The organism is Actinoplanes sp. GCM10030250, from assembly GCF_042666575.1.
Lineage (GTDB): Bacteria > Actinomycetota > Actinomycetes > Mycobacteriales > Micromonosporaceae > Actinoplanes.
This window is the reverse complement of sequence record NZ_JBHTDO010000038.1, coordinates 1-12,241: the sequence shown is the minus strand read 5'-3', so window position 1 is coordinate 12,241 and position 12,241 is coordinate 1. Positions and strand designations below refer to the sequence as shown.

Annotated in this window: 14 protein-coding genes; 9 read left to right on the top strand and 5 right to left on the bottom strand. The window is 70.7% G+C overall.

The window, feature by feature from the left end; all coding sequences use genetic code 11:
* Positions 1–45 precede the first annotated feature (45 nt).
* Entirely contained in the window at positions 46–1,647 is a 1,602-nt protein-coding gene (locus tag ACFQV6_RS35480) for a methyl-accepting chemotaxis protein (protein WP_378032054.1), read from the top strand.
* A 7-nt stretch (positions 1,648–1,654) separates the two neighbouring features.
* On the opposite strand, the gene ACFQV6_RS35475 is transcribed toward ACFQV6_RS35480, so the two are convergent.
* Both ACFQV6_RS35475 and ACFQV6_RS35470 read right to left on the bottom strand, forming a co-directional pair.
* Positions 1,655–2,029: an SgcJ/EcaC family oxidoreductase gene (locus ACFQV6_RS35475; protein ID WP_378032053.1), complete on the bottom strand. Its 375-nt coding sequence runs from the start codon at positions 2,027–2,029 to the stop codon at positions 1,655–1,657.
* Positions 2,016–2,717, bottom strand: coding sequence for an SDR family NAD(P)-dependent oxidoreductase (locus ACFQV6_RS35470; RefSeq protein ID WP_378032052.1), 702 nt, complete (start codon positions 2,715–2,717; stop codon positions 2,016–2,018). The genes ACFQV6_RS35475 and ACFQV6_RS35470 overlap by 14 nt, the downstream gene beginning before the upstream one ends.
* Positions 2,718–2,856: 139 nt before the next feature.
* Between ACFQV6_RS35470 and ACFQV6_RS35465 the strand changes: the two genes are divergently transcribed.
* Positions 2,857–3,819, top strand: a complete 963-nt coding sequence (locus tag ACFQV6_RS35465) for a LysR family transcriptional regulator (RefSeq protein WP_378032051.1) — start codon at positions 2,857–2,859, stop codon at positions 3,817–3,819.
* Here ACFQV6_RS35465 and ACFQV6_RS35460 read toward each other — a convergent pair.
* The gene (locus tag ACFQV6_RS35460) at positions 3,777–4,502 is read right to left on the bottom strand and encodes a BTAD domain-containing putative transcriptional regulator (RefSeq protein WP_378032050.1); all 726 of its coding nucleotides are present in this window, start codon (positions 4,500–4,502) and stop codon (positions 3,777–3,779) included. The genes ACFQV6_RS35465 and ACFQV6_RS35460 overlap by 43 nt on opposite strands.
* A 6-nt stretch (positions 4,503–4,508) precedes the next feature.
* On the opposite strand from ACFQV6_RS35460, the gene ACFQV6_RS35455 reads away from it, so the two are divergent.
* From ACFQV6_RS35455 to ACFQV6_RS35430, 6 genes are all read left to right on the top strand, one after another.
* Positions 4,509–4,667, top strand: a complete 159-nt coding sequence (locus ACFQV6_RS35455; RefSeq protein ID WP_378032049.1) for a hypothetical protein — start codon at positions 4,509–4,511, stop codon at positions 4,665–4,667.
* A gap of 182 nt (positions 4,668–4,849) precedes the next feature.
* Positions 4,850–5,302, top strand: a complete 453-nt coding sequence (locus tag ACFQV6_RS35450; RefSeq protein ID WP_378032048.1) for a hypothetical protein — start codon at positions 4,850–4,852, stop codon at positions 5,300–5,302.
* Between the two features lie 61 nt (positions 5,303–5,363).
* The gene (locus tag ACFQV6_RS35445; protein ID WP_378032047.1) at positions 5,364–6,302 is read left to right on the top strand and encodes a hypothetical protein; all 939 of its coding nucleotides are present in this window, start codon (positions 5,364–5,366) and stop codon (positions 6,300–6,302) included.
* Entirely contained in the window at positions 6,302–7,624 is a 1,323-nt protein-coding gene (locus tag ACFQV6_RS35440; RefSeq protein ID WP_378032046.1) for a peptidoglycan-binding protein, read from the top strand. The genes ACFQV6_RS35445 and ACFQV6_RS35440 overlap by 1 nt, the downstream gene beginning before the upstream one ends.
* Positions 7,617–8,303 (top strand): ABC transporter ATP-binding protein, encoded by a 687-nt coding sequence (locus ACFQV6_RS35435; protein WP_378032045.1) that lies wholly within the window; start codon positions 7,617–7,619, stop codon positions 8,301–8,303. The genes ACFQV6_RS35440 and ACFQV6_RS35435 overlap by 8 nt, the downstream gene beginning before the upstream one ends.
* Before the next feature lies 1 nt (position 8,304).
* The gene (locus tag ACFQV6_RS35430) at positions 8,305–9,528 is read left to right on the top strand and encodes an ABC transporter permease (protein ID WP_378032044.1); all 1,224 of its coding nucleotides are present in this window, start codon (positions 8,305–8,307) and stop codon (positions 9,526–9,528) included.
* Between the two features lie 7 nt (positions 9,529–9,535).
* On the opposite strand, the gene ACFQV6_RS35425 is transcribed toward ACFQV6_RS35430, so the two are convergent.
* Positions 9,536–10,072 (bottom strand): hypothetical protein, encoded by a 537-nt coding sequence (locus ACFQV6_RS35425; protein WP_378032043.1) that lies wholly within the window; start codon positions 10,070–10,072, stop codon positions 9,536–9,538.
* A 144-nt stretch (positions 10,073–10,216) separates the two neighbouring features.
* On the opposite strand from ACFQV6_RS35425, the gene ACFQV6_RS35420 reads away from it, so the two are divergent.
* The gene (locus ACFQV6_RS35420) at positions 10,217–10,762 is read left to right on the top strand and encodes a hypothetical protein (protein WP_378032042.1); all 546 of its coding nucleotides are present in this window, start codon (positions 10,217–10,219) and stop codon (positions 10,760–10,762) included.
* A gap of 59 nt (positions 10,763–10,821) precedes the next feature.
* On the opposite strand, the gene ACFQV6_RS35415 is transcribed toward ACFQV6_RS35420, so the two are convergent.
* Positions 10,822–11,895, bottom strand: coding sequence for a Type 1 glutamine amidotransferase-like domain-containing protein (locus ACFQV6_RS35415; RefSeq protein ID WP_378032041.1), 1,074 nt, complete (start codon positions 11,893–11,895; stop codon positions 10,822–10,824).
* Positions 11,896–12,241 lie beyond the last annotated feature (346 nt).

Sequence of the window (12,241 nt, the reverse complement as noted above, 5' to 3'; positions counted from 1 at the left end):
GGTGAGTGAGTCACACCGGGGCGGCCGTGATGCGACCGTGGGAGGGTGACCGGACAGACTTTTCGATGGCTGACGGACCGGCGCGTCGGCACGAAGATCATGTTCGCGGTGCTCGTCGTCGCCGTGGTGAGCGTGGCGGACGGCCTGTTCGCGACCAACCGCCTCGGCGTGATCAACAACCAGGTCAAGGCCGGCTATCAGCACAGCCTGGAGCTGGAGACGATCGGCAACCTGCGCAGCGCGGTGAACCGGACCTGGCTGGCGGTCGGCGACGACCTCCTCGCACCGGACAGCGACGCCCGGGAGCCCTCGAAGGAGGCCCTCACCACCGCGCGCGGGCAGGTCGAGGAGTACGCCGACGACTTCCAGGCTTTTCCGCTCGGCGCCGGCACCGCCGCCTCCCTGACGGCCTTCCGCACAGCGTGGACCCGGTATGTCGAGGCGCTCGACGACACCCTGCTCCCGGCGGCCGAGAACGGCACCCGCGCCCAGGTCACCACCATCCGCACCGAGCAGGTGGCCCCGCTGATGACCGACGTCCGCACCGAGCTGACCCAGCTCGCCGACCTGACCGTGCGGGCCACCGCCGATCAGGAGGCGGTCTCGGAGGACCGGTATCAGTCGACCAAGTTGTGGGTGCTGACGCTGCTCTTCCTCAGCGCGATCCTCGGGGTGACGCTCGCCGTGGTGACCAGCCGGATGATCGTGGGCCCGCTGTCGCGCTGCGTGGCGGTGCTCGGCCGGATCCGCGACGGTGACCTGACCGCCCGCGCGACGGTCGGCAGCCGCGACGAGGTCGGCCAGATGGCCGGCGCCCTCAACGACACCGCCGAGGCGATGGCCGGCATGGTCGGCCGGGTGCACACCAGCGCCGACGTGCTCGCGTCGGCTTCCGAGGAGCTGTCCGCGGTGTCGGCGGAGCTGTCGATCTCCGCCGAGGAGACCTCCGCCCAGGTCAGTACGGTCTCCGCCTCGGCGGGCCGGGTCTCCGACGGTGTGCAGGCGGTCTCCGCCGGCGCCGAGCAGATGGGCGTGTCGATCCGGGAGATCGCGAACAGCGCCAACGAGGCGGCCGGGGTGGCGGCCGAGGCCGCCCGGACCGCGGAGACGACGAACACCAGCGTGGGCCGGCTCGGCGAGGCGTCCAGCCAGATCAGTACGGTGGTCGCTCTGATCACCTCGATCGCCGAGCAGACCAACCTGCTCGCGCTCAACGCGACGATCGAGGCGGCCCGGGCCGGCGAGATGGGCAAGGGCTTCGCGGTGGTGGCGGCGGAGGTCAAGGACCTGGCCCAGGAGACCGCCCGGGCCACCAGCGAGATCACCGCTCAGGTCAGCTCGATCCAGACGGAGACGGCCGGGGCGGTGCACGCCATCGGGCAGATCGCCGGCGTGATCGCCACCATCAACGACTACACGACGACGATCGCGGCGGCGGTGGAGGAACAGACGGCGACCACGGCGGAGATCGCGCGCAGCGTGGGGCAGGCAGCGGAGGGGTCGAGCGCTATCGCGGGCACGATCGCCGGGGTGGCGGACGCGGCGCAACAGGTCACGGACGGGGCGACGGAGACGCAGAAGACCGCCGCCGAGCTGGCCAGGACGGCGGCGGATCTGCAGGCCACGGTGGCGGCCTATCGCACGTGAGAGCCCTTCACTCGATGCGGGGTGAGGCGTGGTAGTGGGCGATGCGCCAGCCGTCAGCGGTCCGGCGCAGCACCACAGTGAGGTTGACCGGTACGGGTGCGCGTTCCGGGCCGGCGAAGGTGAAGTCGGCTGTCGCCCAGCCGAGCAGGACGTCGCCGGCGAGGCGGCGGGTCTCCAGGAGGCGGTAGGTGACTGTCATGCCGGCCGGCTGGCCCGCGTAGTAGGTGGCCACCCCGGGCCGGCCGACGCTGAACGGCCGCAAGCCCTGGAAGACGGCATCCTCGGTGAAGAGGGCGGCCACCCGTTCGGGCTGGTGTGCGTCGATCGCCAGCTGCCAGGCGTCAAGCACGTCGCCCAGCGGGGAAAGCTCAGTGGCCGGCACTCTGACCTCCGTCGACGTGCAGGATCTCACCGGTGACGAACGCGGCGTTCTCCAGGTAGACGATCGCGTCGGTGACCTCGTCCATCTCGCCGAGGCGGCCGACCGGGTGCAGCGCCGCGAGGAAGTCGTGGGTCTCGGCCGGGTGCATGGGTGTGCGGATGACGCCCGGCGACACGGCGTTGAAGCGGATGCCGCGTGTCGCGTACTCGATGGCCAGGGCCTTTGTCGCCGCGTTGAGGCCACCCTTGGTGAGGGAGGCGAACGCGGACGGCAGCGTGCTGTTGGCGTGGTCGGTGAGGCTCGTGGTGATGGTGACGACGTGCCCGCCGCCACCCTTCAGCATCGCCGCGACCGCGTGCTGGGTGACCGTGACGAAGCCCCGCAGGTTGATGCCGGTGGCGGCGTCGAAGTCCTCGGCGGTGTAGTCGGTGAACGGCTTGGCGATGAAGATGCCGGCGTTGTTGACGAGCGTGTCGATGCGGCCGAACTCGGCCAGACCGGCTTCGATCAGCCGGGCACCGACCGCCGGATCGGCGATGTCGCCCTGCACCGCGAGGACGCCCGGATCGCCGGACGGGTTGATCTGCCGCGAGTTGGCGACGACCGTCCAGCCCAGCTTGCGGTAGGCGGCGACGGTGGCGGCGCCGATGCCCTGCGAGGCTCCGGTGACGACTGCGACCTTTGACATGACGGCTCCTGCGGTTCGAGCTGGTGGGACCGGCCGGACGACCGGTCTGACAAGAGCGTGCGCCGCGGGGCCGCCCACCGGCACGACCGACTTCCTCCCGGCTGGGAGACTGCGCCTATCAGGCACCTATGCTCGTCGGATGGAGCTACGCCAGCTGCGCTACTTCGTCGCGGTTGCCGAGGAGCTGAGCTACGCGCGGGCCGCCGAGCGGCTGCGGATCGCCGGGCCGTCGCTGTCGCAGCAGATCAAGGCGCTGGAGCGGGATCTCGGTACGCGGCTCTTCGACCGGGATCGGCGTACGGTCACGCTGACACCGGCCGGCACGCTCCTTCTCCCCCGTACGAAGGAACTGCTCGACCAGGCCGACGACCTGCGGCGGACAGCTCTCGGGCTGTCCGGCTCCGAGCCGGTACGCCTGGGATACGTCAACTGGCGGCCACCCGATCTCGAACAGCGGGCCGCGGGCGTCGCCCGGCTGCTGGTGGACGCCTGGGTGCTCCCGTCGCACGCGCAGGCCGCCCGGGTCGCCGACGGCGGCCTCGACCTCGCGATCTGCTGGGTGCCCGCGACCACCCTCGGCGACGACCAGCTCGAGGCGCGGCTGCTCGCCGCGGACCGGCTGTTCGCGATCAGCACCGGCACCGATCCGGGGCCGGTCGCGGCCCGGGACACGACGGTCCTGATCGACGCGGACGAGACCAGCTGGTCGTCGTGGAACCGCTGGGCGGCGGCGATGGCCCGGGAGACGGGCGCCGCCGTGGTGCCGGTCGCCGAGGGCGGGTCCACCGGCGAGGCGTTCTTCCATCACGTGCGGCGCCTGCGCCGGCCGGTGGTCAACAACCCGAAGAGCCAGACCGCACCGGTGCCGCCGGACCTGGTCGCCCGGCAGATCCACCGGCCGGCACCCTATTGGACGTGGTCGCTGGTCTCCCGTCGCGGCGAGCCGCGGCCGGTGGTGCGTGCGGTCGCCGAGGCGCTGACCCGGTCGGTGGACCGGATGTGCCTCGACGACCCGAACGCCTGGCTGTCACCGGAGGACCCGCACCGTACGAGAATCGTTCACCCGCGTGCTGCCACCGAGCCGCGGTCCGGTACGCCGTAGCGGGTGATCGCCGCCTCGTCGTGGTTGAGGATCGCCAGATGGAGCCGGCGCAGTTCCGGCGACGTGTCCACGCCGAAGGACTCGGACAGCGTGGTGGTGGCCCGCTGGAACGCGGCGAGGGCGCTGACCTGGTCGCCGCTCAGGTACGAGACCTGCATGAGACGGCCCCACGCGCGTTCGTGGTGTGAGAAGAGAGCGGCGTGGCGGCGCAGCTCGGGCAGCAGCCCGTCGGTGTCGTTGAGCAGGAGCCGCGCCACGTGCAGGTCGTCGCGGGCCTGGATCATCACGTCGGTCAGCTGTTCGAGTTCCGAGATCATCCAGCTGCTGTTCGGCAGCGTGTCGTAGGAGGGCTCCCGCCAGATCCGCAGGGCCTCACGAAGTCTGTTCACCGCGTCAGTGAGGTGACCGTTCCTGAGGTGCTGGTGACCGCTGCGGGACAGTGCGCCGAAGACGTGGGCGTCGCACTCGCCGGCGCCCACCTCCAGGCGGTAACCGCCGGTCGAGTGCCGCAGTGATTGGCAGAGCGAACTTCCGCCGAGTTGCTTGCGCAGTTCGGCGGTGTGCGAGCGCAGGTTCGCCATGGCTGATTTGGGCGGTTGGTCCCAGAGCATCTGCGTGAGCCGGTCTCCACTGACCGCCACGTCCAGGTGGAACGCGAGCGCGACCAGCAGGCCGCGGACCATTCTCCTGTGGATGTGAACCTGCCCGCCGTCGACGAGCACCTCGCCCAGAACATGCAAGCGAAACATCTCACCCCCGTGATCATGTTGTCACTCATCGTGGCGCGGGAATCATATACGATCCTGGATGCCGCGCAGTTGGCCGATCATCCTTTGTCGATGAATTGACAGCGATCTCCGCACACCTTCATGGACGCACGTCGATATGCGTTCCGTGTGCTGTGGTTCTGCCAGAGTGGACCCGCCACCGAGAGTGGCGATGCGGCGACCGTCAGGCCACCGCATCTCCGTGTGGCGTCGGTAGTGGTGGGACCCGCGAGCCGACGCCCGTCACGCCAGGGAGCTTACACATGCGGATGCGCACCATCCTCAAGAGCGCGATTGCGGCCGGCTTCGCCGCGGGCGCGCTCGCCGTGCCCAGTGCGGCGCTCGCCGACGACAACGGCGACGGCAACGAGCCCTGCAACTACACCGAGATCTGCTTCCAGTACATCTTCGGGAACAACCAGTACGGCAAGCAGTTCTACAACGGCGCCAACCACTACGCGAACGGGGCGCACGGCGCCTACCGCTGGTGGGACTCGGTCAACGACGTCCGGCTCGGCATCAACGTGATGGACGAGGCGCAGGGCTTCCGCAACCGCGACAGCGCCTGCACCGCCTGGCTCTGGGACGTCGACGGCTCCGGCAACTGGTACACGTACCACAGCCAGCCGAAGAACTACGGCAGCTTCCTGAACACCGGTGGTGACCGCAACAACGGCCACTCCCGGTGCAACGCGAACAGCCCGGCCAACCTGTAAACGACACAGTGATCCGGCCGGGTGGGTTCCTGACCCACCCGGCCCCACCACGGGAGCGAAGATGAACTGGAGACTCGGGCTGGTCGCCGGCACCGTCCTACTCGCACTGCCCCTGACCGGGTGCTCGTTCACCGGGGACGAGGAGCCGAGCACGCCCAGGGCTGCGGCCCAGGCATCGGCCGCGGCGCGGGCCAAGCCGTCCCAGCCCTTCGACATCCTCCAGGGCGAGAAGGTCGGGCTCGTCGAACACGCCCAGGCCAAGATCCAGTTCAAATGCATGGCCGACAGCGGCTACCCGCAGAACCAGGAGATCGGTGTGCCGCCACCGATCAACCCGTTCGAAGGGCTCACCATCGGCGCCGGATCTCTCGGGCCGATGACCGAGGCGGAGGCTCGCCGCACCGGCTTCGGCATCGACGCGGTGGCCGAGCGGCCCGCGCTCGTCAGCAGCGACTCCAACTACGACAAGGCCGCCGAGCGCTGCGACGAGAAGGCCTGGGACACCCTGGGCGCCGGTGCCAGGGAGACCGTCTGGGCGTACTACGAGCTGACCAACCAGCTCGGGCCGTACCGCAAGGAGCTGGACCGCAAGCTGCCCAAGGACCTCCCCGCGAAGCTGCTCGACTGCATCACCGGCGAGGGCTACCGGGCCAAGGACCGCAACGAGTTCCTCAAGACCCCGAACCCCGACCAGCTCGGCGTCGCCTTCGGTGAGCTGGAACCGGCCACCGCCCGCGACTGGGAACCGAAACGGAGATCCGGCACCGTCGACGTCGGGCCGGCCGTGCCCGCCCGGCGCTACCTGCCGACACCGGAGGAGTCCGAACTCGCCGTGGCGTGGTACCGCTGCCGGCAGAAGACCGACATGCTGAACGCGTACCTGTCGGCCGCCCGGCCCGTGCAACAGGCCTACGTCGACCGATACGAATCGCAGATCACCGAGCTGAACGCGAAGGTGGAGGAGCTGTCCCGCAAGGCCGCGGCCCTGGCGGCCAACTGATGGCCGGCACCCGTCGCCGCTGGATCATCGGCCTGTCCGGTGCCGCCCTCGCGATGCTGCTGGTGAGCGGCGGCGTGGTCGCCGGCCGGCAGTTCCGGTCACCCCAGCAGGCCGCCGCCGACGCCGAGCCCCCGCCGCCGTCGCTGATCACCGTGGCGGCCGAGCAGCGCGTGCTGTCGGAACCCGTCGTGCTGCGCGGCCAGGTCAAGCCGGGCCCGAAGGTCACGCTCGCCGTACCGGCGGCGGCCGCGGGCCCGGAGAGCGTCGTCACCAGCGTCGCCGTGCGCGCCGGCGACCGGCTGCACGAGGGCATGCTGGTCCTGGACGTCTCCGGCGAGCCGATGTTCACCCTGGACCTGCGCTTCCCGCTCTACCGCGACATCGCCGGCGGCATGAAGGGACCGGACGTCGCCGAGATCCAGCGCGCGCTGCGCAGGCTCGGCTACTATGTGCCGCGATCCTCCACGGTGGACGACCCCACCCAGCGGGCACTGGCCCGGTTCTACCGGCGGCTCGGCTACGACCCCGTCGGCGGTGACCGCACCGCGGCCAAGCAGCTGCCGGCGGCCACCCGGGAACTCGGCGAGGCCGAGACCGCGCTGGCCGCCGCACCGGACGCCGCGGCCAGAACCGCGGCCCAGGCGAGGGTGACGGCCGCGCGCCGGGCACTCGCGGCCCTGCGCCTCGCCGCCGGCGCCGGACTCCCCCGCTCCGGCGTGCTGCGGCTCGACCGGGCCGGTCGCAAGGTGACCAAGGTGAACGCCAAGGTCGGCACGGTGCTGACCGACGTCACCAAGCCGATCCTCGAGCTCGACGGCCAGACCGGCTTCATCAGCGCCTCCGCCACCGCGCGGCAGGCGAAGCTCGTCACGGCCGGGCAGGCGGTGACGATCACCGACGAGGGCAGCGAGAAGGAGATCGCCGGCACCGTGCTCTCCGTCGCGGACGCCGTCGACACCGACGCCACCGAGAACGAGGACAAACAGCCGGGGTACGAGGTACGCGTCAAAGCCGCCGGCGGCTCCCTCGACAAGGCGGTCGGCCGGTCGTTGCGCATCGACGTGGCGGTGACCGACTCCGACGCCGAGGTGCTCGCCGTGCCGGTGACCGCCATCTACTCCCGCCCGGACGGCAGTACGTTCGCCGCGATCGCCCGGCCGGACGGCACCACCGGCGAGGTCACCGTCCGGACCGGCAAGACCGCCGGCGGCTGGGTGGAGGTCCGCCCCGACACCGAGGGAGACCTGTCCGAGGGCACACCGGTCGTGGTCGGCAGCGACGGCCTCGCCGCGCTCGAAGTCGAATCCGCGGCGCATGACTGAGCCGATGCTCGCGCTGCACGCCGCGACCAAGACCTACCACGACGGGCTCCCGGTGCACGCGCTGCGCGAAACCGACCTGGTCATCAACGAGGGCGACTACATCACCGTCACCGGCGCCTCCGGCTCGGGCAAGTCGACACTGCTCAACCTGCTCGGGCTGCTCGACGTGCCCACCACCGGGGCGTACCACGTGCTGGGCACCCCGGTGAACGAACTCGGCGAGGTCTACCGGGGTGCCGTACGCGGGCAGGTGTTCGGTTTCATCTTCCAGAACTTCCACCTCCTGGCCGGCCGCAGCGCCCTGGAGAACGTCGAGATGGGCATGCTCTACGGCCCGTACGGCCGCCGCGACCGCCGCCGGATGGCGTGGTCGACTGTGGAACGCCTCGGCCTGGCGCACCGGGCGCACGCCGACCCGCGCATGATGTCCGGCGGTGAACGGCAGCGCGTCGCCGTGGCCCGCGCCGTCGCCGGCCGCCCCCGCGTGCTGTTCTGCGACGAGCCGACCGGCAACCTCGACTCGGCGAACACCGCCAACGTGCTGGAGGCCCTCCGGCAGCTCAACACCGACGGGCTCACCGTGGTGGTGGTGACCCACGACCCGGTCGTCGCGGCCGAGGGCCGGCGCCGCATCGAGGTCGCCGACGGGACGGTGGTCGAACGTGATCAGGTTGCCTAGAGTGCCGCGCCGCACGCCTGTACCGGCCGGCCTCGGCGTGTCCCGGCCCCGGTTCCGGCTCGGCGACTTCTGCCGTGAGTCGCTGGTGGCGGTGATCCGGCATCCGGGCCGGTCGCTGCTGACCGCCGTCGGCACGGTGCTCAGCGCCGCCGCGTTCGTCTGCACGCTGGGCCTGAGCTCGACTCTCAACCACCAGGTCACGAACTCGTTCGACGTGCGCCGGGCGACCGAGGTCGTGGTCCGGCCCGAGCACGTGACGATGGATCCCGGGTGGCAGGACAAGGACTCGCTGGACCGGCTGAACCGGGTCCGCGGGGTCGTCTCGGCCGGCCGCCGGATCTCCCTGGACGGCGAGCGGGAGGTGCACCGGTCGACACGCGGCGACGACGCCGACATCCGCACGTCGATCGTCGGTGCCGACAGCGGCGCGATCCGGGTGATGGCTCCGGCGCTGACCGTCGGCCGCTACTACGACGACTTCGTCGAGAGCGCGGCGCAGCGGGTGGTGATGCTTCCGGAAGGGCTGGCACGGCAGTTGGGGATCACGCGTACGCAAGTCGCGGTCTTCATCGAGGACGAGCCGTACACCGTGATCGGCATCTATCGCGATGTGGCCCGCCGCCCGGAGGTCCTGCAATCGGTCGTGATGCCCCTCGCCACGGCGGAACAACTGGTCAAGCCGGGTACCGACAACGAACGTGACGTGGTGATCGAAACCGCGCCCGGCGCGGCGCAGGTCGTCGGCGGTCAGGCCGCCCTCGCACTGCACCCCGAGGAACCGCAGGGCCTGCGGGTGATCGCACCACCGGACCCGCGCCAGCTGCGGCAGGAGATCGAGGGGAACGTGGCGCAATCCAGCCTGATGATCAGCGTCATCGCGCTGGTCATCGGCGCCGTGTCGATCGCCAACGCGGCGACGGCGGGCATCGCCGCCCGGACCCAGGAGATCGGCCTGCGCCGGGCCATCGGCGCGCGGCGGCGGCACGTCTTCCTCCAGCTGCTCGGCGAGACCACGACGCTGGGCACGCTCGGCGGGATGCTCGGTGCCTTCCTCGGCATCTGCCTGACGCTGGTGATCTCCCTGCTCAACCGGTGGGTGCCGATCATCGACATCCGTACGGCGCTGGTGGCCTCAGCCGTCTGCGCGGCGGCCGGGCTGTTCGCCGGGTTCTTCCCCGCCTTCCGGGCACTGCGCATCCAGCCCGTGGCGGCCCTGCAACGGTGACTCTTCGTCAGTACGCCAGCAGGGCGACAGCCAGCGAATACAGCCCACCGGCGAGAAGCGGCACGCCGGCACCCACACCGACCACAGCACTCGGCGTCACCGATCGGGCCCGGGCGATCGGCATCGCCACCACCGACGCGAGCGTGATCAGCGCACCGACGACGTGGATCATCGGGTAGTGCAGCACCGCGGCGACCGGGAACAGGTGCACACCGACCACGAACGCGATCCAGATCGGGGTCCACTCGGCCCGCTTGAGCACGGCGAGCACCACCGCACCGAGCGCCGCCGCGCCGAACTCGATGCCGACGATGATGCCGAACGCCCGGCCGGTGTCCTCGTCGAAAACCGTCCCGGCCGTCCAGTTGGGCACGGCCACCAGGACGCCGCCGACAAGCGTGAGACCGCCGGCGATCACGCCGCCGATCAGATACTTACGCCAGGCGGGCGGTGGTGCCTCCTGCGCCCAGCCGAACCAGACAGTGGTGAAGAACCCGAAGATGGCCGCGGTCATGGCCGCGTCCCGCACATACTCGGCGATCATTACGCTCCCCCGCCGGCACGCACACCCCTCGATGCGTCCCGGATGGCCGAGACCGTATCAGCCCGGAGCCCCTGTCCGTTCGTCGTGGGTCACCGACGCCATCGCCGACGCCACCCCGTTAAATGATCTTGTACGTTACGCAGCGTGCGATCACCCCTGCTGCGAACGGCACCGGCCGCCCTGTTCCTGTCGATGGCCGCCTCCTGCGGTGTCGCCTCCGAGCCGGAACAACCGGGCGCACCTGCCCAGGCGGTCTGCGCCGACCCGCTCAACGACGACGACGGCCACTGTGCACTGCAATTAAAAGACAGCCTTCAGCGTACGGGCGCACCCGCCATCGGCCAGGACGAGACGCTGGACGAGGCCGCCGTCGCCATGCACCGCTTCGCCAGGGACGCCGGCTGCCTGGAGCCCGAACTCGGCAGCGACGGCCACTGCGCCGGAACGTCCGAGCTGGCCGCCACGGAGGCGTACGTCACGAAGGTGCGCCGCTCCCTGACCGCGGGCGGATACTCCGGCGCCACCGTCCGGCTCGCCCGCGACAGCGACCCGACGGCACCGGGCGCCCTGATCTACGCGGTCCGGATCGGCGACGTCTGCGTCCTCGGCGACGTGACTCCCCCACCGGCCGAACGCTGGCACGAGTGGTACGCGGGCCTGCTCCCGGACGGAACCTGTTTGACCCCCTGAGCGGCGGCCTTCGGGGCGTTCTGACCGTCGCCGGCGCCGGCAGAAGCGACTTCGTGAGCTCAGGCGCGTCCGACCAGGATGAAACGCTGGGTGAGGACCAAGGTGTCGCCGGTGAGGTCGGGGGTGTGGCCGAGGAAACCGGTGACGATGTCGCTGCGGAAGAACTCCTCGTGGGCGGCTCGCCAGGCAGTGGTGCCGGAGTAGCCGCGGCCCTCGGCGTGGGCGTAGGCGTCGGTGACCGAGCCGATCGGCTCGGTCGCGACGCGGGTCATCTCGATGACGGCGGCGGGATCACCGTTCGAGTCGACCACGCAGAAGCGGTCGCCGGCCGCGGGCAGGGACTCGTGGAGGGCGGGCAGGCCGGTCATCGCCGTCTTGGTGCCGTCGAGGATGGCGGCGACGCCGGAGTCGCGGAGGTGGCCGGGGGCGGCGAGCTCCAGCACCGGGAGCCCGTCGGTCGGGACAATGGGGGCGAACAGCTTCCAGTGGCCCTCGGTGATGACGTCGACGGCGCCGTCGACGACTCGGATGGCGGTGTCGTCGTCGATGGCGTAGGCCGGGTTGTGCAGGCCGGCTGCCCAGCGTTCGGCCGCGGCCATGGTGTTCTCCGACAGGTCGGGGTGGTCGACGTGCGGGAATATCGAGAAGCCGACGATGCCCAGGGCCTCGTCGGCGCCGGACGGCGGCTTCCAGCCGATGAAGTCGTCGCCGACGCAGGGTGCCATCGCCATGCTGCTGCCGCTGAAGCTGAGCCACACCTTGTCGCGCAGCGAGGGCAGCATGGCGGCCAGGCCGGACTCGCGCATCCAATGGGCCATGAAGAGGGCGTCGCCGCCGCCGGCCAGCAGCACGTCGGCCTGTTCGACCCAGGACACCCAGCGGTCGCGGTCGATGCTGGGCAGCGCGGTCAGCTCCAGTACGCCCATCGACTTCCAGCCCAGCTCGGTCATCGGCTGCCCGGACTTACCGGCGATGAACTCCCACGCGCCCGCCGGCTTGACCCAGGGGTGCCCGTACATGCCGGTGGGGATACAGAGGGCGGTCGCCTCGGCGATCGGTTTGCCCAGCAGGCCGAGCAGCGCCTCGTGGATGCTCGCGTTCTTGACGCCGGCCGAGGTGAGAAGAAGCTTCATCGTTCCTCCAGTGCCGATTGCATACCGCAAGTGGTTGCGGAAGGCTATCACCTCAATGCCGGCCAGCCGCAGCCGGCTCATCGCGCCCGGGGCGAGGCTGGGGTGACGGTGAAGGGTCACCAGGTTTGCAGCGTCAGCCATCAGCGATGGCATGGGGGCCGGGTGCGATCTTGTGGATCTGTTGAACCCCGTGACGGTGCGACGTCACAAGATCCGGGGTGGTTGGCGTTGCCGGCGGCAGGAATATGCCTAGCGTGGGTACCCATGGGATACACGGTGTTTCCGTCGGGCCGTCTGCACCTGCCGGCGACGGACGACGTCGCTGCCGTCACCGCCGCCAAGGCGG